This window comes from Pseudomonas putida (assembly GCF_002025705.1).
GTDB classification, from domain to species: Bacteria; Pseudomonadota; Gammaproteobacteria; order Pseudomonadales; family Pseudomonadaceae; genus Aquipseudomonas; species Aquipseudomonas putida_J.
This window is the reverse complement of sequence record NZ_CP018846.1, coordinates 555,647-579,336: the sequence shown is the minus strand read 5'-3', so window position 1 is coordinate 579,336 and position 23,690 is coordinate 555,647. Positions and strand designations below refer to the sequence as shown.

At 60.3% G+C, this 23,690-nt stretch carries 23 protein-coding genes; 12 read left to right on the top strand and 11 right to left on the bottom strand.

From position 1 onward, the window contains the following. Positions 1 to 157 precede the first annotated feature (157 nt). A complete protein-coding gene (locus tag BUQ73_RS02725) occupies positions 158 to 505 on the top strand; it encodes an HPF/RaiA family ribosome-associated protein (RefSeq protein WP_027918449.1) in 348 nt (115 codons plus the stop codon). A gap of 124 nt (positions 506 to 629) precedes the next feature. Further along, a complete protein-coding gene (locus tag BUQ73_RS02720) occupies positions 630 to 932 on the top strand; it encodes a DUF3509 domain-containing protein (RefSeq protein WP_079230470.1) in 303 nt (100 codons plus the stop codon). 3 nt (positions 933 to 935) lie between these two features. On the opposite strand, the gene BUQ73_RS02715 is transcribed toward BUQ73_RS02720, so the two are convergent. Together BUQ73_RS02715 and BUQ73_RS02710 are read right to left on the bottom strand one after the other, a co-directional pair. After that, the gene (locus BUQ73_RS02715) at positions 936 to 1,229 is read right to left on the bottom strand and encodes a hypothetical protein (RefSeq protein WP_079226569.1); all 294 of its coding nucleotides are present in this window, start codon (positions 1,227 to 1,229) and stop codon (positions 936 to 938) included. Positions 1,230 to 1,343: 114 nt separating this feature from the next. Beyond that, positions 1,344 to 1,823, bottom strand: a complete 480-nt coding sequence (locus BUQ73_RS02710; RefSeq protein ID WP_027918446.1) for a phosphate-starvation-inducible protein PsiE — start codon at positions 1,821 to 1,823, stop codon at positions 1,344 to 1,346. Between the two features lie 295 nt (positions 1,824 to 2,118). On the opposite strand from BUQ73_RS02710, the gene BUQ73_RS02705 reads away from it, so the two are divergent. The 7 genes from BUQ73_RS02705 to BUQ73_RS02675 all read left to right on the top strand — a co-directional run bounded on the left by BUQ73_RS02705 (position 2,119) and on the right by BUQ73_RS02675 (position 12,415). Next, entirely contained in the window at positions 2,119 to 2,385 is a 267-nt protein-coding gene (locus BUQ73_RS02705) for a YebG family protein (protein ID WP_079226568.1), read from the top strand. 105 nt (positions 2,386 to 2,490) lie between these two features. Then, positions 2,491 to 3,696 carry a hypothetical protein gene (locus BUQ73_RS02700; RefSeq protein ID WP_079226567.1) on the top strand — a complete coding sequence of 402 codons (1,206 nt, stop codon included), beginning with the start codon at positions 2,491 to 2,493 and terminating at the stop codon, positions 3,694 to 3,696. A 295-nt stretch (positions 3,697 to 3,991) separates the two neighbouring features. After that, positions 3,992 to 7,144, top strand: coding sequence for an ATP-binding protein (locus tag BUQ73_RS02695; protein WP_152031500.1), 3,153 nt, complete (start codon positions 3,992 to 3,994; stop codon positions 7,142 to 7,144). A 23-nt stretch (positions 7,145 to 7,167) separates the two neighbouring features. Then, positions 7,168 to 7,902 (top strand): hypothetical protein, encoded by a 735-nt coding sequence (locus BUQ73_RS02690; RefSeq protein ID WP_079226565.1) that lies wholly within the window; start codon positions 7,168 to 7,170, stop codon positions 7,900 to 7,902. Positions 7,903 to 8,030: 128 nt separating this feature from the next. Then, complete coding sequence (locus BUQ73_RS02685) at positions 8,031 to 8,753, top strand: hypothetical protein (protein ID WP_079226564.1); 723 nt, start codon at positions 8,031 to 8,033, stop codon at positions 8,751 to 8,753. 3 nt (positions 8,754 to 8,756) lie between these two features. Then, entirely contained in the window at positions 8,757 to 9,587 is an 831-nt protein-coding gene (locus BUQ73_RS02680; RefSeq protein ID WP_079226563.1) for a hypothetical protein, read from the top strand. A gap of 11 nt (positions 9,588 to 9,598) precedes the next feature. Beyond that, on the top strand, positions 9,599 to 12,415 hold the full coding sequence (locus tag BUQ73_RS02675; protein ID WP_079226562.1) for a hypothetical protein: 2,817 nt from the start codon (positions 9,599 to 9,601) through the stop codon (positions 12,413 to 12,415). Positions 12,416 to 12,600: 185 nt separating this feature from the next. Here BUQ73_RS02675 and BUQ73_RS02670 read toward each other — a convergent pair whose 3' ends face one another. Continuing rightward, a complete protein-coding gene (locus BUQ73_RS02670; protein WP_079226561.1) occupies positions 12,601 to 12,870 on the bottom strand; it encodes a hypothetical protein in 270 nt (89 codons plus the stop codon). A gap of 349 nt (positions 12,871 to 13,219) precedes the next feature. On the opposite strand from BUQ73_RS02670, the gene BUQ73_RS02665 reads away from it, so the two are divergent. Continuing rightward, on the top strand, positions 13,220 to 14,095 hold the full coding sequence (locus BUQ73_RS02665) for a WYL domain-containing protein (protein WP_027918443.1): 876 nt from the start codon (positions 13,220 to 13,222) through the stop codon (positions 14,093 to 14,095). Between the two features lie 18 nt (positions 14,096 to 14,113). Here BUQ73_RS02665 and BUQ73_RS02660 read toward each other — a convergent pair whose 3' ends face one another. Beyond that, positions 14,114 to 15,133, bottom strand: a complete 1,020-nt coding sequence (locus BUQ73_RS02660; RefSeq protein WP_079226560.1) for a Leu/Phe/Val dehydrogenase — start codon at positions 15,131 to 15,133, stop codon at positions 14,114 to 14,116. A gap of 124 nt (positions 15,134 to 15,257) precedes the next feature. Here BUQ73_RS02660 and BUQ73_RS02655 point away from each other — a divergent pair, with 124 nt between their 5' ends. Next, complete coding sequence (locus BUQ73_RS02655; RefSeq protein WP_079226559.1) at positions 15,258 to 16,064, top strand: SirB1 family protein; 807 nt, start codon at positions 15,258 to 15,260, stop codon at positions 16,062 to 16,064. Here BUQ73_RS02655 and maiA read toward each other — a convergent pair. From maiA to hmgA, 3 genes are read right to left on the bottom strand one after another with little or no spacing between them, the layout of a single operon-like run. Further along, positions 16,058 to 16,690 carry a maleylacetoacetate isomerase gene (maiA, locus tag BUQ73_RS02650; RefSeq protein ID WP_079226558.1) on the bottom strand — a complete coding sequence of 211 codons (633 nt, stop codon included), beginning with the start codon at positions 16,688 to 16,690 and terminating at the stop codon, positions 16,058 to 16,060. The two genes, BUQ73_RS02655 and maiA, sit on opposite strands and share 7 nt — an antisense overlap. An 11-nt stretch (positions 16,691 to 16,701) precedes the next feature. Beyond that, on the bottom strand, positions 16,702 to 17,994 hold the full coding sequence (gene fahA, locus BUQ73_RS02645; protein WP_079226557.1) for a fumarylacetoacetase: 1,293 nt from the start codon (positions 17,992 to 17,994) through the stop codon (positions 16,702 to 16,704). A gap of 3 nt (positions 17,995 to 17,997) precedes the next feature. After that, entirely contained in the window at positions 17,998 to 19,299 is a 1,302-nt protein-coding gene (hmgA, locus tag BUQ73_RS02640; RefSeq protein WP_079226556.1) for a homogentisate 1,2-dioxygenase, read from the bottom strand. A gap of 165 nt (positions 19,300 to 19,464) precedes the next feature. Here hmgA and BUQ73_RS02635 point away from each other — a divergent pair, with 165 nt between their 5' ends. Further along, positions 19,465 to 20,247, top strand: a complete 783-nt coding sequence (locus tag BUQ73_RS02635) for an IclR family transcriptional regulator (RefSeq protein ID WP_079226555.1) — start codon at positions 19,465 to 19,467, stop codon at positions 20,245 to 20,247. Between the two features lie 209 nt (positions 20,248 to 20,456). On the opposite strand, the gene BUQ73_RS02630 is transcribed toward BUQ73_RS02635, so the two are convergent. The 4 genes from BUQ73_RS02630 to BUQ73_RS02615 all read right to left on the bottom strand — a co-directional run bounded on the left by BUQ73_RS02630 (position 20,457) and on the right by BUQ73_RS02615 (position 23,619). Then, positions 20,457 to 21,359, bottom strand: a complete 903-nt coding sequence (locus BUQ73_RS02630; RefSeq protein WP_079226554.1) for an SDR family oxidoreductase — start codon at positions 21,357 to 21,359, stop codon at positions 20,457 to 20,459. Positions 21,360 to 21,474: 115 nt separating this feature from the next. Next, a complete protein-coding gene (locus BUQ73_RS02625) occupies positions 21,475 to 22,380 on the bottom strand; it encodes an alpha/beta fold hydrolase (protein ID WP_079226553.1) in 906 nt (301 codons plus the stop codon). A gap of 176 nt (positions 22,381 to 22,556) precedes the next feature. Further along, a complete protein-coding gene (locus tag BUQ73_RS02620; RefSeq protein ID WP_079226552.1) occupies positions 22,557 to 23,243 on the bottom strand; it encodes an LrgB family protein in 687 nt (228 codons plus the stop codon). Next, on the bottom strand, positions 23,233 to 23,619 hold the full coding sequence (locus tag BUQ73_RS02615) for a CidA/LrgA family protein (RefSeq protein ID WP_079226551.1): 387 nt from the start codon (positions 23,617 to 23,619) through the stop codon (positions 23,233 to 23,235). Before BUQ73_RS02615 ends, BUQ73_RS02620 begins: the two co-directional genes overlap by 11 nt. Positions 23,620 to 23,690 lie beyond the last annotated feature (71 nt).

Below are 23,690 nucleotides of genomic sequence, written 5' to 3'. Positions count from 1 at the left end.
CCCCGCTGGCGAATTTGCAACAGGAAATTTATTTTCAAAAAGGGGTTGTAATCGCTTCGCCGTTGCCTGACCTTAGAGTCAAGAGGCGCAGAAATACCAAGGCCCTCAATGGCCTAGGCACGCCTCCATGCGAGCAAGCTGAATAAGGATTGGAATCATGCAAATCCAGGTCAACAGCAGCAACCATATCGAAGGCAACATCCGTCTCAACGAGTGGGTCCGCAGTACGCTGGAAGCCACCCTCGAACGCTTTGATGACGACCTCACCCGCATCGAGGTGCATCTGCGCGACGAGAACGGCGCCAAGCCCGGCCCGCATGACAAACGCTGCCAGTTGGAGGCTCGCCCGAAAGGCCATCAGCCGATTTCCGTGACCCACACCGCCACCTCGCTGGACCAGGCGGTCGACGGTGCCGCCAGCAAGCTGAACAATGCGCTGGAGCACTTCTACGGCAAGCTGCGCAGCAAGCGCGGTGCACTGGAACTGAGTGATCCGGAAGCCTGATCCGCACCCTGAACAACAACGCCCGGCCTGTGCCGGGCGTTTTCGTTTGCGCCGATCAATGGGTCTGAACCAACCTGCGGGTCAGCCGGTCAACTTCTGCAGCCTTTCATTGCAGACCCCGACCATGAACAACCCATTCGAACAGATCAGTGCCGCTTTCGCTCCCGAATACCGGGTCAACCTGAGTATCGAACGGCTGGACGGCAGCATCATGCTGACCCTTTCCGACGACGCCGGCGTGGTTGCCAAACGCCTGATCAGCCAGGCCCAGCGCAACGACCCGGTGCGCCTGCAGCGGGTCATCGACAGCATCCGTCTTGGCCTGGCCATCGAGTTGGGGCAGAACCCGTTGCAGGTTTTGGCCGCCCTGACGCGTGATCCGCGTCAGGATGCCCGTTGGTTCACGGCCGCTGGCGTGGCCAATTAACCGTCACACAAGTTGCAACAGCTTGCCGATCTGCTTCTCCAGGTCCTGCAGGCGCCAGCTGCCGACTCGGTGTGCGCTGTCAAAAGTGCCGGGCTGGTGAAACAGGCCGAACAGGCCCGGATCATAGGTCGGCTCTTCGCCCCGCTTGAGCCAGTGCAATGACTCTTCGACCAGGGTGCGGCTTCTGATCACGTCCAGGTTGATGACATCCCCCACTTCGGTGACATGCACCGCATCGGGGTCAAGCCTGAATGCTTGCTTCAGGTGAGCATGGACCGCTTCGATGTTCAGCTTCATGTGAATCCCCCGCTTGGCGCCTCTGGTTCGCGACCCCGTGTCACGACTCCCCTGCCGACGCCTGCGATGATTCAACCGCGCCAGAGCCAGGCACTGGCAACAGATATCTAGCCCCTACTTGCCCTCCTCCATTTCCTTCAATTCCTTGCCGTTGGCATCCAGCGCCTTGGTCGAGGGGTAGCGATACGAGGCGTAGCGCACCACCAGGATCGAGAACGCCAGCAGCAGAATGCCCCCGCACACGTACAGCAGCCCTTCATCCGGCGCCTTGTGGTGCGACACATCACCGATCAGCAGGCGCGTCAGCGCGGTGATTGCCACATACAGAAGGAAGCGGATCGGCATGTGGTTGGTCTTGAAGTAGATACCGACCATCGCCCCAAGCTCCAGGTAGATGAACAGCAGCAGGATGTCATCGACGCTGACCCCGCCCTTGCCGAGCATGTCCAGGAAGGTCACCACCGCCGCATAGGCGGTTATTGCGCCAATGCCGAACAGCGCCAGATAGTGGAACGCTTCCACACACAGGTTGCCCAGCGAGTCGGCCGAGCCGTGCAGGCCCTTGCGCAGTTTTTCTGCCCATTTGATGTCCACGATGTGCGATTCCCCGATACGACATGAAGGATGATGCGTCACCCCTGTGACGCTTGTGCCATGCAGTTAAAGGGCCAGGCCCCTGCCTTGGAAGGCGACCGATTGCCGCAAGGCACGGTCGGCACGCGATTTCAGCACGGCTACAATTTCTGGTTGCGAAATGACCGTCTTGCCATTACTGTACATCGATACAGTATTCAGTGACGGCTTCTGCCTGACTGCCTGGATAGCAACTGAACCGCAAAGCAGAAGGCACACGACCGCTGCCCTGCTACCACTGACCGAGAGGCCTCGTATGGCTGTTGAGATTCTTTACCGCAGCACGCGCGATTTGGAGACCACGTTCTTGGACCGCAAACTCGCAGACGCCCATGACCAGATGCTGGAACTGGCAGAGGTGCTTACTCAGGTTCTGGTGAAAAATGTACCAGGGCTGGATGAAAACATTGCCGAAGAGGCAAGCATCTTCATGGCCAAGAACCGGGCCGTGTTTGCCGCGGCGTTCAAGAACAATGCGGCGGCATTGGCTGAACTGGATTCGTCAGAAAAACATGACGAGTGAGTAAGAAACGACGAAACGATTGCCGTGCTGTCTGAAAGAGAGCGGCGAGCATGAGCAAAGGCGTTTAGATACACTGATCGCTTTTCACCAATGAGCTCATCACGGATGAATGCGTTCCTGCTTCTGTTCAGTACTGGCTTACTGGCCCTTGCAGATGTCGTATACGCGGCTCCGCCGCCCATCGAACAGGCCCCTGCCGATGTCGACGGCTATATTCGTTGTATCCAGGACACTTACGCTGCCAACCGCTGGCAAGCCGGAACCATCGCCAACTGCCGGTCATTGAACCCGGCAGTCCGCGCCTTGCGTGAAGGCGACTATGTTGCAGTTACCTTTACGGGTGCCCAGAACGCGCTCTATCAATCTTCACGCAAGCGGTGGATCGACTTCGACAAGAGCCTTCGAGTTCAGCTGCTGTCCAAGCAACTCGGCCTGCTGTTCCAGGCAGCCAACCCGTTGACGGCTCATTCATTCGAGCAAGTTTCGAATGATCTGAACTCACGCTTTGCCGAGCTTGATGAAGCTCCTTTCAGCTGGTACCCGGCCAGCAAGACACCCTATGTAACCGCCAATGGACTTACCTTGGCGTCGCTGCACAATGCAGAGTTGGCGCAGTTCGCCCGGTGCATGGAAAACAGTGTGTCTCAACTGGATAGACTGAATACTGGCCGAGCGACCTTCGATAACCGAGTAGTCAGTTGCCGTAGGGAAATAACCGTACGTAACAACGATGGCAGCAGTGCTCTATTCCAGCCGCAGGCGTTCGATGCAGTGAGCGAACAGCTCTGGAATCAAATCGCAGCTCAGCAGGCAACAGCCCATGAAGCAGAGCGCCAGCGCCTGGCCAAGGAAGAGGCCGAGTCGTGGCCAAACCGGCTTCAGGCTTTAACAAAGCAGGCTCTCGCTTGGCTACTGCTGCTTCTCGGCGTGGTTTTCATTGCCTGGAAGTCGGTGCACGCGCTTATGAATACGCCAGTGCAACGCACCGGTAGCGCGGGAAGACGCGAACTGGAAGACGACGATGAACCACAAGTTCGCCCTGCACAAAATTACAGGCGGGAGGAGCGAAAGCCGGACCTCGGTACTTTTACCCTGAAGCACCGGAAAATCAGTGCATTGACCACCAAGCACATGTGCGCAAGTTGTTGTCATTGGACTGGGCCGCGCACAAAACATCCGGTCACCAATGACATGTACGTCAAACTGGGTGCTGCAGGTAAATGCGTGAAGAAGACCAACGGCTCACCGTATGGCATGAAGCGTTACGATGAGGGCTTCTATTGCAAAGATTTTTCTGACATAGGCTTTTGAGCGAAGTACAAGCACCGTCCCGCCTTGTTTCCTTTTACAGGTAAACAATCAGAGCTGATTCAAACACTGAGAGCACAGATATTCGTGCCTTGGTAAACATTGGCACCCGTAATGGGTAAACTTTTCAGGCAGATGCTTGTTCTGTACCTCACAAGCGCATGGCAAAAGGCTAGCAGCCACGACGAATAGCCTGCAAAATGAGCAGAACTCACCGCTTGACAAGGACGTTGCCATGCCACTGTGTTCCGGTCCAACTCCCTCAAGCCGCCAGAAGTGCTCTTGAAGGAATGTCCTATTGGCCACCGAAATCCTTTCTCAGCTGCTGCCTCAACAGGATGACTGGCTGCAGGCGCTGATTCAGCCTCCCGCCTTGAGTTTTTCCCCTACGGTCGCGTCGCAGCCCCGTGTTCGCCTGATCCGCCTTGATGAAATTAATGTCGAAGGTCACCAAGCTTATCGCCAGGCTCTGGCAAACGTGTACGCATCGCTAGACCCAACCCAACCAGTTCGGCTGCTTTATCTACTCGACGGCAGTCCATCTGGTATCGCCTTGTATTTCGGCGTTACAAGCGACTGCGCGGATGCTGACCTCCATGAAGCAATGAAGAACCTGCGCGGCGCCCTCGAAGGGCAACTGCCGGGTATCAACTTCGGCGAAAAGGTCGTGCAAGCAAGCAGCAATGCACTTGTAGAACAGTTCAACAATGCCGCCTTTCAGGGCGTCATGCTGGGCGCTCCAACCGGCCAGCCTCACGATGAAAGCAGCGACGAACAGAACTTCCAGGGCCTGGACCGTCTGGTGCGAGCGCTGCAATCCGGCAGCCGCAGCGATAACCAGAACGACGGCCACTGGCAACTGGCAGTCACCAGCCAACCTCTGACACGCCAACAAATTCGCCACCACCTGGATGCCGCCTATGCGCTGTCTTCCAGGCTGGCGGCCCTTGTGCGTACCAGCATTCAGGCCAGCGGCAATACCAGCCAGCAAAAGAGCGTGTCCTCGGGTACCAGCGACGCCAAAGGGGTGAACGACAATCGCTCGGAAAGCCGAAGCAAAAATGAAGGAGCATCGGAAAGCTGGAGCCGAGGAACATCGTCCAGCAGCAATCGGCAGTCCAGCTCCAATGGCAGTAACTCTAGCGAGTCGTTAGGCAAGAATGTTGGCACGAGCACCAGCACCACCACCGGTAGTGGCAGCTCCTTTACTACCTCCAATTCCAGCAATCACAGCCTGTCGAATACCGAGGGAAGCAACCTGGGCATTACTCAGGAAATAGCCAACAAGCGAGCTCAGCACCTGGTCGACTATCTGGACAAGCAGCTGATCAATCGCCTGCACAAGGGCCTGACCAAAGGGCTTTACCACAGTGCGCTGTATTTTGCGGCCGAGGACAACACCACTTACCAACGCCTCAAGAATACCCTGCGCGCTACTTACCAAGGCTCTGAAATCACGATGAGTCCACTGGAGGTTTATGACCTTCCCCGTCAGGCGCATGGCCAGTTTCTGCGCTTGCCGGTAATGGCCAGCCCGCACCCCCCGGAAGCGTTGCTGTTCCATAGTCTGCAGGGCGGTAGCCATGGCCGCCTCGGCAGCTTGCTGACGGCAGATGAACTGGCAATCATCGCCAACTTGCCACAACAGGAACTGCAAGGCATTCGGCGGCGCAAGACCGTCAACTTCGCAGTTGACCTGCCTGACGTGGAGCAGACCGCCGCACTGGACCTTGGCACGGTGATTGATCGAGGGCGTCGCTACCCGAACAATCGTGTGCGTCTGTCACGCAACGACCTGAACAAGCACGTGTTCGTCACCGGAGTTACCGGGGCGGGTAAAACCACGACCTGCCTGAACCTGTTGCTGGAGTCGGGCTTGCCATTTCTGGTCATCGAACCTGCCAAGACCGAGTACCGGGAGCTGGCAGAACATTTGGGTAGCCATGTCGATTACTACCGTCCGAATGGCGATGACTACCAGAGCTTGCGCCTGAACCCTTTCGCCCTGGTTCGCAAGAATCAACGGATCAAGAGTCACGCAGGCTTCCTGAAAAACACCTTCACTGCGGTTTTCCCGATGGAAGCCTCCATGCCCATGATGGTCGAGGCGGCCATCCTGGCTGCCTATGAAGATAAAGGCTGGGATGTCGATGAGAATGAGTTCCTGCCCGGAGACGACCCATTCGATCCAGCCAGCCGAGCCTGGCCGACACTGAGCGACATGATCAACCAGCTAGACCGGCTGATACCGCTTTATGGGCTGGGCAGGGAGCTTGAAGAAAAATACCGAGGCTCGCTGGTTTCACGCTTGCGCAGCCTCACTGACGGTACCCTGGGCCGGGTGCTGGACGTCCCGCAGTCGATCGACTTCCATGCCCTTCTTCAACGCAAGGCCGTAGTGGAACTTGAGGAGTTGCAAGGCGGCGAGGAGAAGGCACTGCTCATGGCCCTGCTACTCGGTGCCATCAACGAAACCATGCGATCGAGGCATGAGCAGGACCCAGGGTTCCGACAGCTGACTCTCATCGAAGAAGCCCATCGCTTGCTTTCACGTCCAGAGCACGGTGACAAGGCGGCCGCCATGGCCGTGGAGTCTTTCGCCGGGATGCTTGCCGAAGTGCGCAAGTACGGTACCGGGCTGATCATCGCCGATCAGATTCCGGCCAAGCTGATCCCCGATGTCATCAAGAATACCCATTGCAAGATCGTCCATCGACTGTTCGCCGAAGATGATCGCCGGTCAATGGCTGAAGCCATGATGATGGATGAGGAGCAACGCACCTTCCTGCCCAATCTGAGTACCGGTGAAGCCATTGTCTTTTGTGGCGGCTGGCACGGTCCGGCACATGCAGCCATACGCAATGACCGTGCACAGACGGACAACCGGCAAGTGCTCGACCTTCAGCAACGGAGCGAGCACCAGCTGTGGCGTGAACGGGCACGCTACTACCCCCGCTTCTGTCAGCTGGGGTGGCTGAGCGAGGATCAGGCCGACAGCCACCGTTTTGCCTGCTTCGTGCGCGAAACTCGCCAGGCCCACAACCAGCTCCTTCAACTGGTAGCCCCTGGTTCCCGGCCACAGCGTGCTGACGGCGCGTTCTTGCGCCTCAATGAATGGCTCGGTCGCTGGCAAGCGGCCGCCGTCAGCGGCCAAGCCGGTTATGTGCAGTGGCGTGAGCAGCAAACGTTCACCTGGCCAAACTCGCTGCTAGCTGCCGCCTGGATGGCATTGATGCTCGATGCGAACCCAAGTGTGCATGCCAACGAAAAAGAAGTGCCGTCTCTGCTCGACCACACCGAGCGGGACACGATTGCACTAGCAAGCGATGTCCTGCTGCGACTTTTAGGAGAGAGCACCGACCTGGCAATGCTCAAGCAAAAGATGCAATTGCCTGATGCCAGGGACTTGTTCACGCACTGCAAACACTTATCCCGTTTCAAGACTTTCTGATATCCCAACGAGAGAACGCCATCATGGTATTTGGTGCAATTTTCAGCGTAGTCAGCAACATCGGCAGTGCAATCGCCAGCGGTATCAGCACGATCAGCAAGATCGGTAGCGCAGTATCATCCTTTGCCACGACCATTGCCCCAGTCGTCGCCAATGTTTTCGATGCGATAAAGCCAATTGCGGCAGTTGTCAGCAAGATCGCCAACGGCTTGCTCCAGGCATTGGGCATCATCAAGCCGCAGGACGAAGTAGCAGATCTCGGTGAACGTGCCATGCAAGCTGCGGAACAGGACATCACCCTGGACAAGTTCGAGGACTTTGAAGATTACCTGGATGCATTGCGCAACTTTGAGCTGGACCCTGAAGTCAGCGAAAAGCGCAGCGACGCAGTAAAGCTGGTAGCCGGCCTGAGCATCGGCACCGTCGGCCTGGAAAACAAGTTCAATCTTGAACGTGGCAGCCTCAACGACATATGGCTGCTTCCGATCAGCAACCCAACCTACTTCACCCCTGAGCGGATGCAGAGCCTAATCGTCGGCGGGCGCTTGAGCGGGAACGTGCTTGCCTACCTTGAAAATCGGCTCTCCGGTGGCGATGCCCGCAGCTTCGAGAAGAAGCTGGAAACAACCCCAAACGGCACGACCTTGAGCGAAGGTGAACGGGGTTCGCTTTACGGCGCTCTCGACAGCGCACAAGACAAATGGGCGGAACTTGCCAAGCAACTCGAGAACCGCGGCCAGGGTGAGGAACGCCGATGAATCAAGCGCAACATGCTGAGGCATTGCCTGCGGCCCCGCATCTGGTTCTGGTGCTGGTGGGCGGACGTTTAGCTGCATGGCAGGTATCCACAGCCAGGTCAGCCTCTCCGATACCGGTTCAAGGGCAGATGCAGCTGCCAGTCAACAACCCGCGAGCACTTGTCGGCGCAGAGATCGATGTTCTCGAGCGCATGCAGGACGACGGTCAACCGGCTGCTTTCGTCCACCTGCTGGCGGACGCTGGCGGGCGCCTGCTATCGGCGCAGATGTCTGCCTCGGAACGCAGTGACGCGCTTCCGGCATGGCAAGTACTGGCTTGGGAATGGCTGGCTGAGCGCTTCGGGTTGCCCAAGGAAGAACTTGCAACATGCTCGGAGCAACTGCGCCATGCAGTGCTGCCTTGGTTGCTTGGAAGCGGTGATAGCGAACAGATCAAGCTACGCCAGGATGCATTGGAGCGTAGCCATCAGGACCAGGCGGAGCGCCTGGCCAGCGAGCGTGCATACCTGCAACGGGAAAACGAGCAACTGCGAGCCCAGAACCAGGCATTGCAGCAGGTGGATGCCGAACACCTGGTGAGCTTCCTGCCGGCACTCTACCCACGGGTATTCACGGTCCTGGGCCCCATCGACCTGGCGCTGCTGTGCGGGCGGCTCGAACCGTTGCCAGTTCCCAACCCTTATCCAGAGCCCGGTGAGGAAACACTGCGTGTTCTGCAAAAGCGCTTCCGGGACCTACCACATTACCTGCAGGCGCGAATCGTTGGTTTCGTCGCCAATCTTCCACAGCGGCAACGGCTAATGGCTCGCCCGGAAATGCGCACGCTGATCAACGAACTTGAAGGGATCTGACACATGGCAAACGACCTGCAAAATGGCGCATTGGCCAGTGACGATCAGCAACGCCTGAAAACGCTTGCAGAGCGCTGGGATGCATTGCCTTCGGCCGGCAGCGAACAACTGAGCCTCGCCGACCTCAAGCTCCTGCTCGAACATTTCACGCCGTTTCAGTCACTGATTCGCAAAGTCGCTACCGGGCATGAGCAAACCATCAAAGCCGAGCAAGCGGAAAGCGAAGAAAGATTGGCGCACGCACAGGCCGAACGGCAACGAACACTCGATGAGTGCGCGGGGCTGCACAAGAGCCTGGCCGAATGCACCACAGCCACCCAGGCTCTGATGCTGGAAAATGATTCCCTCAAGCGTCAATTGCAAACGCTGCAAACGGCCATGCAGAGCAGCCAGGCAGAGCTGGCACGATCCACTCAGCCTCCGGCAGCGCTGGCTTTGCTTCGAAACGATGCGGATCTGGCCGAACAGATGGGATTGACCTCGCTGCCCGCCGACAACTTCGACGCGTTGGCACAAGCAGTAGCCGTCCTGGCGCAGCCTGAAAGCCTGCAGCGGTTGTGGGAACTTCTCAAACAGCGGTGTGAAGCGCAACGTCGAGGTGCCAATGAAGCTGAACATGCACTGCTCACCTACGCACTCGGCTGGTACAACCACAACTGGCGCACCCGCCCGTGGAGCCTGATCTTAGCCAGCCCTGGTGCCAGCTTCGACTTTGAACGGCATCTGCGAAGCCGCCATACCTGCAGTGGCGAATCGCTCGACGCCCTGTACCTGCCCGGTATTGCCGATGGCAGCGGCAGAGCGATCCGCAAGGCCTTGGTCATTACCCATTGAAGCCGACTCCAATGACGACACAACAACGATCCACCAGCACGTTCAATATCGAAGAGCGCCATGCCGACAACCTGGCCGACTTCCTTGATTGCCTCACCAAGAGTCGCTTCTGGTACCTGCTGCCACAGCGTGAGCATGAGGTAGAGAAGGCGCAAGCCATCCTCGATGCGCAAACCGGGCTACGGTATCCCTGCGAAGCGACACTGCGCGCCTTCCTTGATCAAAACCCGTTCGTTTATCTGCAGAACTTTGACGGTGAACAGAACCTTGCGACTCTGCAGAGCAGTAAGCAGATGCTGTGGAGTCATGCGACCAGCGACAAATCCTACCCTTTTGAAGAGGGCCAACAGGTACTAAAAAAAGGCCGTTGGGCTGGCCTCGATGGCTGGCGGCTTCCAGGCAAGGATGAATTGAAGGCCTTTGCCACTGCCAAAGAAAATCCGCATCGTGCGGGGCAGGCCTACCGTATGAACACGGTGAATACCGAAACGACGTACCAATGGCTGACACAAGAAGGCTATTGCGACACGGACAATGGTTGCTGGAATACGGGTTCAAACTCTTTAGGGTACATTTTTGCCTGCCACACTCTATGGGCAGACGCACCTCTCTCGAAGGTGATGGCCAGCCTGGCCAGCCACGGGTGGAAACTCGTGGCACCGTCCGGTCAGACCTTTGGGCCCGATCGAGGCTGGCAAGCCATGCCAGCCGAGAGGCTGTTGGCCAACCTGGTTCTGGAAAACCAGAAGCTGCACGCCCTGGGTTATGACAAGCTGATTTTCAACCCACGCAATCACTGGGTGGATTTTCAGCTGACAGACATCGACCACACCCCCTGCCGACTGCCGAAACTCGACAGCACACAACTTACCGACCCTGACAAAGGCATATGGGAACTGTGGGGAGAATCGGCTGAATCGCTCAATCGATTTGCTCAAGTCGCTCGAGACCCCGGCCAGGACGTGCAGCGACGCGCCGTCGCCATAGATTTCGGCACCAGCAGCACAGTGGTGGCCATGGACACCAGCAGTGGCGGGCGTGAGCTCCTGCGCATCGGCGTGCGTGATTTCTACCAGAGCGTGCAACCTCAGCACTTCGAGAACCCTACGGTACTTGAATGCCTGGACTACAGTTCTTTTGAGCAAGCCTGGACAGAACGCGCCTACCGCCCTTCTCTGGACTGGAAGTGGATGCGCGCCGCCCACGAGGCGCAGGCCAGCTTTCGCGACAACCCCGGTGAAACCGGGATCCTGGCCAGTATCCTGCCTCGCTTGAAGCAATGGGCGCTACGCTCGAACGAACATCGCCGCATGCGTATGACCGACCGTCAGGGGCATGAACTGGAACTGGCCCCACACGCTGAGCACAACCCGGTACGGGGGCAGTCACTGAGCGTATCGGCGGATTACCCCTTCGACCCGATCGAACTCTATGCCTGGTACCTCGGCATGACGATCAACTGGCGTGGGCGAGGTATCTTCCTCAAGTACTACATGTCCTTCCCGGTCAAGTATCCGCGTCACGTCAAGGAACGCATTCTTGCCAGTTTCCGCCGTGGGCTGCAGCGCAGCCTGCCAGGCACGCTCATCGAACATCACCCACAGGTGCTCAACGAATTCGAAGTCAATGATCTGGCCAGCGAGCCGGCAGCATACGCTGCCGCTGCCATGCCGCACCTGGGAATCCTGCCGAACGAAGAGGGCGTGCCCTATGCCGTGTTCGATTTTGGCGGCGGTACCAGCGACTTCGACTATGGCCTGCTGCGTTGGGCTACCGAGCAAGAAGAGTATGAAGGCTACGAGCAGGTGTTCGAGCACCTGGCAAGCAGCGGTGACAACTTCCTGGGCGGCGAAAATTTACTGGAACATCTGGTTTACCAATGTTTGCGCGACAATCTGGATGTATTGCGCAATGAGCGTATCCAGTTCACCAAACCGATGGATGCTCAGCCCTTCGCCGGTAGCGAAGCTTTCCTCGCTGCAACTCAAGCCGCACAAACCAACACCGTCATGCTTGCCGCCAAGCTGCGTCCGCTCCTCGAGAGCGATAGCTGCGCACTGGTCTCGCAGCTCAAACTCGACTTGATCAACGCTGACGGCAACAAGAAAACATGCGAACTCGGTATGGCGGTAGAAGCACTTGATGACCTGCTTGCCTCGCGAGTGCGCCTGGGTGTGGAGGCATTCCTGGCGGAACTTGCGCGAATCAAGGACGCATTTCCCGCTGGCGCTACCATCCATGTGCTTCTAGCAGGTAATGGCAGCCGCTCGCGCCATGTTCGGCGCTTGTTCGACACCGACAATCAGCACTGGGCAGAGCTGTTGGAGCAAGCTTTTGGCGGCAACCCGCCGGACATCGTGGTGCACCAGCCCCTGCAGATGGATACTGAGAATCCCCACGCCCCCACTACCAAGACTGGCGTGGCGCTTGGCCTGCTCCGTCTGGTGCCGGGGAAAAATACCTTGCTGCTCGATCATGTTCAGGAGCGCCACGAAGGTCAGGCTCCCTTCGCCTGGTTTGTAGGGCGCCTGCGCCGAGGAAGCTTCGCTGCGATAGTCTCGCCCAGCGCGACCTACGGCGAATGGCAGGAGCTAGGTGCATTGCAGCAGGGGGTGTTCAACCTTTATGCCAGCAACAGCCCACGTTCTCACCTGGGCATTGCGGAAGGGGACCCTGAGCTGAAAATGTATCGTTTGGATTTCCCGGCGGCCGCCTTCGGCTCACGGCTCTTCGCCCGGGCGACCGCTCCCAATGCAATCGAACTGGCACCCGCCAAGAGCATCGAGGAAATAGACAAATTCACGATCAGCCCCATGGTTCTTGAATAAACGGGCAATTTCGCTTTTCCCCATGACACGGGGCTGCCTGCGTGGCCCTGTGATCTTGGGTAACTCGTGAACGCCGCTGAGGCTCTGGGGTGACATCGCGCGACAGGCTGACGTGCTTCTCAAGAGGGCGCTGGAGCCACCAACGGCACCGCCCGACAGGTAACCCTTGATCTGTTGAAGTCTGTTCATGTCCGGACTTCACCTTGCACCGGGATCAATTCCTGCAAGATCACCAGCTTCCTCTGCAGTTGCTCAATCTGCGCCTGCTCTGCGCGCAGCGCCGAGCGCAACTCGCGGTTCTCTGCCTCCCAGATCTGCGCCCAATGCGCGTTCTTCTGGCAGGCAAGCCCCATCTTCCACAGCTCGTGCAGCCTCAAGCTCTGATACAGCAGCACCAGCAGAATGATGCCCATCACTACAACTGCACCTGTCGCAATCACTTCCCACATACCCATTTTCCTTTTCCTTGAGTGAGCCGATGTGCCCTGAAGACGAGGAAAATATATGTAGAGTTTAGCGACAGATCTAGAATGTAGACTTATACAGGTAAACTACTCATGCATATTGGAAGGCTTCAATAAAGCGGTTATCAGCCAGGGCTACTGCACCTTAAGTAGCTTTTTTGATATCACCATGAAATGACATTTTCCCAGCAGCAAGGCGTTTGATGGCCAAATGCCTTGCACCGCCGGAAAAATTCGAAAAGTCAAGATCATGACAAGACCATGAGATAGACATGACCCTAAACTTTACACATAATCAAAAATCAAAATGCCACCCAGGCATTCCGTCTCAGGAGAGGTCATGAAACGCAAGCAAACTGTCGAGCAGGTACGCTGGGATCTGGCACTGCGCTACAAGCTGATCGAGACCGTCGCTTGGTGGGAAGGCCGCCTGACCACCGGCCATCTGATGCAGAGTTTCGGCATCAGCCGGCAGCAGGCGTCCAAGGACATCAATACCTACATCACCGAGCACGCGCCGAAAAACCTGGCGTATGACAAACAGCTCAAGGGTTATGTACCCAGCAAACAGTTCAAGCCCAAGTTCATCGAAGACAGTGCAAGCGCTTACCTTCACCTGCTGTATCAGAACGGTGAACGCGCCCCGCACATTGACGGCCTGGCCCTGGCTTACGCTCACACCAAGGTACTGGAAGTGCCGGATCGGCCTATTCGGCCGGAGGTGCTGCGGCCCCTGCTCAAGGCCTGTCGTGAAGGCCTGCGCCTGGAAACCGAGTACGTTTCACTCAATACGCCGAACGTGGAAGTGCGCCTCATAGCGCCGCACACACTGGTCTACACCGGCATGCGCTGGCATGTGCGGGCGTACTGCGAAAAGAACGGCCAGTACCGCGACTTTGTGCTCAGCCGTTTGCGTGGGCAGCCGGACCTGCTGGATGAGTCGCCCAACACCCAGGAACAGGACGAGGACTGGAATGCCGAGATTCCAGTGATCTTCGAGCCTGACGGGCGTTTGAACGAAGCACAGAAGGCGATCATCGAAGCCGACTTCGGCATGACCCAGGGTCAGCTGGTAGTACCGAGCCGCAGGGCTCTGGTGAAGTATGTACTGCAGCGTTATCAGATCGACCCGCGCAACGTGGCGACAAGCCCTGAAGCGCAACAGATCGTGGTAGCCAACCTCAAGGACCTGAGGCCGTGGCTGATGCATGATTGAAGCAATCAGCGCCCGGCCTCAACCGTAAAGCAAGCGTTCGGCCAGCATCTGCGCCACCCTGGCCGGCGAGCGCTTCTCCGCCTGGGCATGGCCGAACACCTCGGTCAGCCGCGTCGGTATCCGCGCCAGGTGCGCGGTGATGGTGCCCAGGTCGCCGCCCCGATGCTTTAGCGCCACGTAGATCAGGCCACCGGCATTGATCACATAGTCGGGGGCATACAGGATGCCGCGCGTCTCCAGCTGGTCAGCCACCTGCAGGGTGGTCAGCTGATTGTTCGCCGCCCCTGCCACCGCCGCGCATCGCAGCTGCATCACCGTCTGGCCATTGAGCACAGGCCCTACGCCACAGGGCGCGAAGATGTCGCAAGGGGTGCTGATCAGGGCGTCATTGGTTACCGGGTGAGCGCCGAACTGTTCCACAGCAAGGCGTACCCGCCCTGGGTCCAGGTCGCTGACCAGCAACTCCGCGCCCGCCGCATGCAACTGCTCGGCCAGGGCATAGCCGACATTGCCCAGCCCCTGCACGGCCACGCGCAGCCCTTCAAGGTTGCTGCTGCCCAGCCGAGCCTGCGAGGTGGCGCGGATGCCAGCGAACACGCCCATGGCGGCATGCGGCGATGGGTCGCCGGACGCCGTGGTACTGGTGACATGCGGTGTGCTCTGGGCGATGCAGTCCATGTCCAGGGTCGAAGTACCGCTGTCCACGGCAATGATGAAGCGCCCTTGCAGGGTATCGATGAAGCGGCCGAATGCCTCGAACAGTGCCGCACGGTTTTCCACATGAGGGTTGCGCATGATCACCGCCTTACCGCCCCCCAACGGCAACCCCGCCAGCGCCGCCTTGTAGCTCATGCCCTGGGCCAGGCGAATGGCGTCGGTCATGGCGCTCTCGTCATCGGCATAGGGCAGGTAGCGACAACCGCCCACCGCGGGGCCCAGTTTCTCGCTGTGAATCGCCACCACGGCCTTGAGGCCGGTGGGCGGGTCAATGAACAAGTGCAGCGACTGGGTACGGGTGCTTTGCATCAGCGCGAACATCGACGGGCTCCCCAACGAGGTGCTCCTACCAGTATAGGCACGCGCCAGACACCGGCACGGTGGGCGGACCACTGGACGAATCCACGCGCCCCAGCTAATACTCAAGCGTGTGTGGAGAGCCCCCATGAAGCCACGTCAAGCCTGCCTGGCCTGCCTGGAACGCGAGCCAGTCGCCCTGCTGGAAGCTGCGCTGTGGATCGCCGCCGAGCATGATCGACTGGTCGAGCCCGCGGCCTGCCTTGGCGCACTGCACAACCTGCAAGGCCAGATCAGTGCCAGCCTGCCGATGCTGCCGTTGTCCGAGCTGGCTCAACCGTTGCTGCGCCAGCTCAATGCTCTCGGTTTCCAACAGGACGAATACCACCCGCTTCGCCCGCAAGCGGCACTGCTGGACAAGGTACTGCAGCGCCGACGTGGCCAGCCCCTGGCACTGGCGATCATTACCCTGGAACTGGCCTCGCGCTTGTCCATACCACTGGAGGGTGTGGCATTCCCGGGGCACTTCCTGCTGCGCGTGCCGGGTGCCGATCACCTGCTCGACCCCTGTGGTGGCCGGCGCCTGTACCCCAATGATTGCCGCGAGCTGCTGGCGCGCCAGTTCGGCCCGCATCTGCCGCTGACCGCCGAACACCTGCGCAGTGCCAGCGCCACGCAGATGCTGCAGCGCCTTTCGCGCAACCTGCGCCAGTTGCACATCAGCAACGACAACCACCTGGCCGCGCTGATCGACGCCGAACGGGTCATGCAACTGGGCCCGGTGCAGGTCAGCGACTACATGACCCGCGCGACGCTGTATCAACACCTGGACTGCCCCCAGGCCGAACGTTTCGACCTGGAGCATGCCTTGCTGTTGACCGACGACCCGGTCCAGCGCCTGAAGCTGTCCGAACGCATCGGCAAGCTACCGACGGTCAACCGTTCGATTCACTGAGCCGGCGTGTCCACCTGGCAGGACGGATGTGCCTTGGCGAACGCCGGATGCTGTTTGGCCAGCTCAGCGACCCGGGCTATCCGCGGATAACCGCCAAGGTCGATGTTGAAGCGCTCGGCCGCATACAGCTGCGGAATCAGGTAGACATCCGCCAGCCCCGGCTCATCGCCAAAGCAATAACCGTGATCGCCAATCAATTGCTCCACGGCGGCCAGCCCTTGACCGATCCACTGCGCGATCCACTGATTGACCTGCACCTCGTCATGGCCCAGCTGGCGCAGCTGGTTGAGCACGCTGACATTGTGCAGCGGATGCACATCGCAACCGATGATCGCTGCCACGCCACGCACCTTGGCGCGCATTGCCGCCCCCGCCGGCAACAGTGCCGGCTGTGGCTGAACCTCTTCCAGGTACTCGATGATCGCTGGCGACTGCACCAGCATTTCACCGTCATCGGTGCGCAAGGCCGGCACCCGGCCTTGCGGATTCACCGCGACATAGGCGCTACCGCGCTGGTCGCCCTTGAGCAGGTTGACCGGCACGGCCTGGTAGTCCAGGCCCTTCAGCGCCAGGGCGATGCGCACCCGGTAGGAAGACGTGGAACGGTAATAGGTATACAGCTCCATGGCCGCTTCCCTCAGTTGGCTGCGATGATCTTGCCGCGGCATTCGCCGAAGCCGATGCTGGCCATGCCATCACGCTGGCAGCGGGCGCGCAGGATGATCTCGTCGCCGTCCTCCAGGAACTTGCGCACCTCACCACTGGCCAGTTCCACCGGTTGTTTGCCACCCACGGTGGTTTCCAGCAAGCTGCCGTACGCGTCTGGCGTGGCACCGGACAGGGTGCCGGAACCAAACAGGTCGCCGGGCTGCAGCTGGCAGCCGTTGACGCTGTGGTGGGCGATCAGCTGGGCCACGGTCCAGTACATGTTCAAGGTGTTGCTCAATGCCAGGCGGTGAGCCGGCAAGCCCTGTTCGCGCATGCGCTCGGTGAGCAGCAACACTTCCAGTTCGATGTCGAAAGCGCCGTTTGCCTGATCACGCGGATCGAGCAGATAAGGCAGCGGCTGTGGGTCGCCATCCGGCCGTGCCGGTTGGGCGCAGCGGAAGGGCTCCAGCGCTTCGGCGGTGACTACCCAGGGCGAAATGGAAGTGATGAAGCTCTTCGACAGGAACGGGCCCAGTGGCTGGTATTCCCAGGCCTGGATATCCCGTGCCGACCAGTCGTTGAGCAAGCACAGACCGGCCAGATGCTGGTCAGCCTCGGCAATCGGGATGGCCTCGCCCATGTCGTTGCCCTGGCCGATCCAGATGCCCAGCTCCAGCTCGTAGTCCAGGCGTGCGCAGGGGCCAAAACTCGGCTCGGTGTGGCCGGCCGGCAGGGTCTGGCCTTTCGGGCGACGGACCTCGGTACCGGATGGGCGCAAGGTCGAAGCGCGGCCGTGGTAGCCGATCGGCACGTATTTGTAGTTGGGCAGCAGTGGGTTGTCGGGGCGGAACAGCTTGCCAACGTTGGTGGCGTGCTGAATGCCGACGTAGAAGTCGGTGTAGTCGCCGACCTTGGCCGGCAGGTGCAGCTGGCACTCGCTGGCCGGATACAGCGCAGCCTCGAGTGCGGCCTGATGTTCGCTGTGTTCGCCCAACAGCACCAGCAGACGCTCACGCAGCGCCACCCGGGCAGCACGGCCCAGTGCGAAAAAGGCGTTCAGCGCACCGCCACCGGCGGCCTCCACCGCAACCTTGGCCTGGCCAGCGAAAAGGCCGGCGGCCAGCACGGCTTCCAGGTCAAGGATGGCATCGCCAATGGCGACACCGCAGCGCTGCGCTTCGCCCGGGCGGCTGAAGATGCCCAGCGGCAGGTTCTGCAGTGGGAAGTCGCGGTGCCCGTTGGCGTGCTCGACCCAGCTACGGGCAATGGCGGTCTGGTTCATGGATTATCTCCGGTTCGGGTTGAAGGTGCTCGGCAAGGTGGCCCAGCAACTATCGTAGTCGGCCTGCAACTGCGGGCTTTCGAGTGCCTGCAGGCTCGGGCGCAGCACCTGGCTGGTCTCGAACATGAAAGCCATGGTGTTGTCGATCTTGTGCGGTGCCAGCTCGGCGGCGATGGCCTTCTCGCAGGTTTCGGCGTCCGGCCCGTGGGCGCTCATCACGCCGTGCAGCGAGGCACCGCCCGGCAGGAAGCCTTCGGCCTTGGCGTCGTAGGCCCCGCTGATCAGGCCCATGAACTCGTTCATCAGGTTGCGGTGGAACCACGGCGGACGGAAGGTGTTCTCGGCCACCATCCAGCGCGGCGGGAAGATCACGAAATCCATGTTGGCCATGCCGTGTACGCTGGTCGGCGAAGTCAGCACGGTAAAGATCGATGGGTCCGGGTGGTCGAAGCTGACTGTGCCGATCGTGTTGAAGCGACGCAGGTCGTACTTGTAGGGCACGTTGCTGCCGTGCCAGGCGACCACGTCCAGCGGTGAGTGCTGCAGCTCGCAGGCCCAGTGTTCACCGAGGAACTTCTGCACCAGCTGCACCGGGCCCTCGACTTCTTCGTAGCGTGCCACCGGGGTGAGGAAGTCACGCGGGTTGGCCAGGCCATTGCTGCCGATCGGCCCCAGGTCAGGCAGGCGCAGCGGCGCGCCGTGGTTTTCGGCGATGTAGCCGCGGGCCTGGCCATCGAGCAGCTCGACGCGGAACTTCATGCCACGCGGGATCACGGCGATTTCCAGTGGCTCGACGTCCATCACGCCCAGTTCACTGGCGATGCGCAGGCGACCCTGCTCCGGCACCAGCAGCAGCTCACCGTCCGCGTTAAAGAACACCCGCTCCATGGAACGGTTGGCGCGGTAGATGTAGATGCTTGTCCCGGCTGGCTTTTCAGCGGCCGAGTTGGCCACCATCGGCAACCAACCTTCGATGAAATCGGTTGGCTCATTGGGGATTGGCTGCGGGCTCCAACGCAGACGGTTGGGCGTGATTGCGCCCAGAGGGCCGCTCAGTGGCTGACGCTGCAAGCGCTCGAAGCGCGGGTGCAGGGCCGACGGACGAATGCGGTACAGCCAGGTGCGACGCAGTTCGCTGCGCGCCATGGTGAACGCCGTGCCCGACAGCAGCTCGGCATACAGGCCATAGGGGGCTTTCTGTGGCGAGTTCTGCCCGACCGGCAACGCGCCGGGTAATGCTTCACTGGCGAATTCGTTGCCAAAGCCGCTCAGGTACTGAAGGTCGGGGGACGTGTCGTGCTTCATCGATGCCTCCGGGCTCTTGCAGAGCCGTTGCGGGCAGCTGGCTGCTGGAGTGGCAGCGGGTCTGCATTGTTTTTATCGTAATCAGATTACGAATAACGTAATTTGCTCAGGGCAAGGCGTCAAGCTATAAAGGCCCGACTCGAACAATCCGGAACCACGAAATCCATGCCCAAAGCCAGCTCCCCCGCCGACAACGGCAAGCAGAAAGTCCGTTCGGCGGAGGTCGGCACCGACATCCTCAAGGCCCTCGCCGAGCTATCGCCGTCCACCTCGCTGTCGCGCCTGGCCGAACACGTGCAGATGCCGGCGAGCAAGGTGCACCGCTACCTGCAGGCGTTGATCGCCAGCGGTTTTGCCGAACAGGATGCCGCCACCAACCACTACGGGCTGGGGCGCGAGGCGTTGCGCGTGGGGCTGGCGGCACTGGGCAGCATCGACGTGCTGAAGGTGGCGGCGCTGCCGCTGTCGCAACTGCGCGATGACCTCAACGAGAGTTGCTTCATCGCGGTATGGGGCAACCAGGGCGCCACCGTGGTGAGCATCGAGCCCGCCGTGCGGGCGGTCACGGTGGTGACTCAGATCGGCTCGGTGCTGCCGCTGCTCAGTTCCTCCACTGGCCTGGTGTTTGCCGCTCATCTGCCCGAACGAGAGACCGTGGAGCTGCGCGACCGCGAGTTGGCCGTGTTGAAGCAGAGCGCCAGCGCGTACGAAGGCTTGCTGGCAGGGATCCGCAAACAAGGCCTGCACCATGTGCACGGCCTGTTGATGCCGGGCGTGGATGCGTTGTCTGCACCCGTGTTCAACGCCATGGGGCAGATCGCGGCGGTGATGACCGTGGTCGGCCCGACCTCGATCTTCCACGCCGATGAACACGGCCCGGCAGCACAGCGCCTGCTGGCCGCGTCGCGCGATACCAGCTGGCGCATGGGCTACTCGCCAGCGCCTTGAAGTGGCCAGCCGGCACTGTTGCCCGAAACGTAAAGGTGAATGTCATAAGCGGCTATTTTTCCTACCGGATCAAGCGCTTATTCTTACCTCACTGGCCGGCATGAAGGGCTCTACCCCCCGCCTTTCAGGCCCGCGAGGTTCACCGACGTTGATTTTGAAGCTCCTTGATCTAACGTCTCGATTGGCCGCTGCGCTTGCAGCGGCCTTTTTTATTTCTGCAGGTTGGCCATCATCTGCTGCAGTGCCTGAAGGGTGTCCCGCGGGTGCACTGCTCCTGCAAAATCACCAATCTGCGCCCAGCTTTGCGCGACCTGCTCCGGGGTGAACCCTTGGTCTGGGTCGAAGCCGACACCTAGGCTACGCTCCCAGCGCACCTTGCCCACCCAGCCACCGCCCACCTCGAACAGTTCGCCGCTGTCCTGGCACTGATCGCTGCCCAGGTACACCACCAACGGGCTGATCAATTCCGGCCTGAGCCGCTCGAATACCTGCGGTGGTATCAGCCCCTCGGTCATGCGCGTGCCGCCGGTTGGCGCAATGGCGTTGACCAGCACACCATGCTTGCGCCCTTCGATGGCCAGGGTCCGGGTCAGGCCGTACAGCCCCAGCTTGGCCATGCCGTAGTTGGCCTGGCCGAAGTTACCGTATATACCCGAGGTCGATGCGGTGAAGATCACCCGCCCCCAGTTCTGCTCGCGCAGGTGTGGCCAGGCAGCCCGGGTGACTTTGTAGGCACCTTCGACATGGACCTTGTAGACCAGCTCCCAATCACTGTCCTCCATCTTGTGGAAGGCTCTGTCGCGCAAGATGCCGGCGTTGTTTACCAGCACATCGACTCTGCCGAAACTGTCCAGCGCCTGTTCGACGATGCGCGCACCGTCGCCCACCGAATCATGGTTGGCCACCGCGGTGCCCCCGGCAGCGCGGATTTCCGTCACGACTTGGTCGGCAGCGCAAGCATTGGCACCCTCACCGTGGGTCGAGCCGCCAAGGTCGTTGACCACGACCTTGGCACCACGTGCGGCAAACAGCAGGGCATGGGCACGGCCCAGGCCGCCACCGGCTCCGGTCACAATCACTACACGGTCTTGCAGGCTTACCGGCTCGCTCATGGGCATGGCTCCAAGTCAGGTTGAATGCATCGAGTGTCCGCCAGCCCTTGCAGGCGGGCAATCAAGCTCACCCTGGCTGAATGCCAGGCGATAACGGCAGACGATGATCGCTGGCTCAGGACCAGGCGACGCTCCGCGGCAGGTAGCTCAGCAGCTGTTCGCGAAAGGCCAGGTAGTGGCGCAGTACCTGCACGGGCGCTTCGGTGTGAGGGTAATGGCCGATGCCCTGCAACTGAACGATGTCAGGGTTTGGTACCAGCTGTTGGTAACGCTCGACCATGCGCGCACCAGAAACCGGGTCGACCACGCCGTTGATGAAACGCAGTGCCACCCCTTCACGCTGCAATGCACCTACCCAGCGCTCGCGATGCACCCTGCGCTCCGGCAGGTAGCCCACCAGCTTGTGCAGGATACGTGTACCGGAATTGGCGGCGATCAGGCTCCAGCAGTCATCCAGTGCACTTTCGCTGGGATGGGTGCACGGGCCGTAGATCTGCGTGACGTTGCGTACCAGGTCATCGCGCCCAAACGATCGCCCCACCAGCCAGCCGAGGCGGCTGAGCAGCAGTTTCTGGACCAGCAGCACCTGGCAGCTTTCCGGGAACAGGCCGCTGTTGAGAAACACGCAACTGGCAACCTCCGCACGCTGCTCGTGGTGCCGCGACAACAACTCCTGAGCCACGCTGCCACCGTAGTCATGCGCCAACAGGTGCACCGGCTGCCCAACCTGCAGATGCGTCAGCAGCGCCTGCTGCAGGTCCGCTTGCTCCATCAGGCTGTAGCGGTGGTTGAGCGGCTTGGCGGAGTCGCCGAAGCCGAGCATGTCGCAGGCGATCACCCGGAAGCGTTGGGCCAGCGGTGCCCACAGGTAGTGCCAGTCCCAGCTCGCGGTGGGAAATCCATGCAACAGAAGCAGGGGCTCTCCTTGCCCTGCGGTCCAGTAGCGGATGCTCTGGCCCCGGAATGAAAAACTCTGCCCCCGGGTACGCCAGACGCGCAATGGAATCTCGGCCATAGGCATCAGATTTGTCCCGGTGCAAGGGTGTTGACGGAATAGGGCAAGGCTGCGGTCATTGCATGTCACCTCGGCACTTACATGTGCTCTCTATGTCGAGGATGAGTGTAATCAGCAGCCCGCCAGGTGAAACTTGCGTTACCAGCCAGCTTGATGACCGAGCGAGTCAGAGGCACGAATGGTCACAGCAGAATCACCAGCAACGGTGCGGCAAACAAGTTGAGCAGGCCGGTGAGCACCATGACCAGGCCGGCCACCGAACCCTCTTCACGGCCCACTTCCTGGGCCCGGCTTACCCCGGCACCATGCGCGCCAACCCCGAACAGTGCGCCCCGCGCCAAGGGGGTACGCAGCGGCAGCCAGCGCAGCAGCACGCCACCAAACATGGCCCCCAGCACCCCGGTGAACATCACGAACACTGCCGTAAGCTCCGGCACGCCGCCCAGGTCATGGGCCAGCGGCATGGCGAATGGCGTGGTGATCGAACGCGGCACCAGCGACAGGCTGATGGCGTCGTCCAGCGCCAGCAGGTGCGCCAGGCTCCAGGAGCTGGCGATCGACGCTGCACTGCCCGCCACCATACCTACAAGTAGCGCCGGCCAATGCCGTGCCAGCATCGCCCGTTGTTGCCAGATCGGCACGGCGAAGGCCACAGTCACCGGGCCCAGCACGCTCATCAGCCAATGGGTGTTGCGCGAATACTCGGCGTAGGCCGTGTGCAGCGGCACGGCCACTGCCAGCAGCAAGGCCGGGACCAGAATCAGTGGCGACATCAGGTAGCGCCCGGTGCGCCGATACAACCACCGGCTGGCCAGGTAGGAAGCCAAGGTCAGCGCCAGCCAGAACAGCGGCATGGGTTCAAGGCTCATGGCGCAACCTCCAGCGGCAGACCAGCTCCACGGTCACGGCGGTCACCACCATGACCATCAAGGTACTCACTGCGATTACCAGCAAGATGCGCCAGCCTTCGCTGCGCACCAGGCTGCCGTAATCGAGCAGGCTCATCAGTGCCGGGATGAAGAACAGCAGCATTTCCGCCATCAGCCAGCCAGCGCCCAGTTGCAAGGTTGCCGGCTTGATTACACCGCAGGCGAACAGCAGCAACAGCAAGCCCAGGCCCATCACCCCGCCGGGGATCGGCCAGCCCAGCCAAACGGCCAGTTGGCCGCCAGACAAGAACAAGGCAAGCAGGACCGCCAGTTCGGCGAACAGGCGCAGGGGCTTTTTCAGTAATGCGGGTTTCATGGGGGAGTCCTCGACAGGCCCTCATTTTAAGATTCGGCTGCCTAGGCCAAAAGCGAATTGTTAGACTTGCA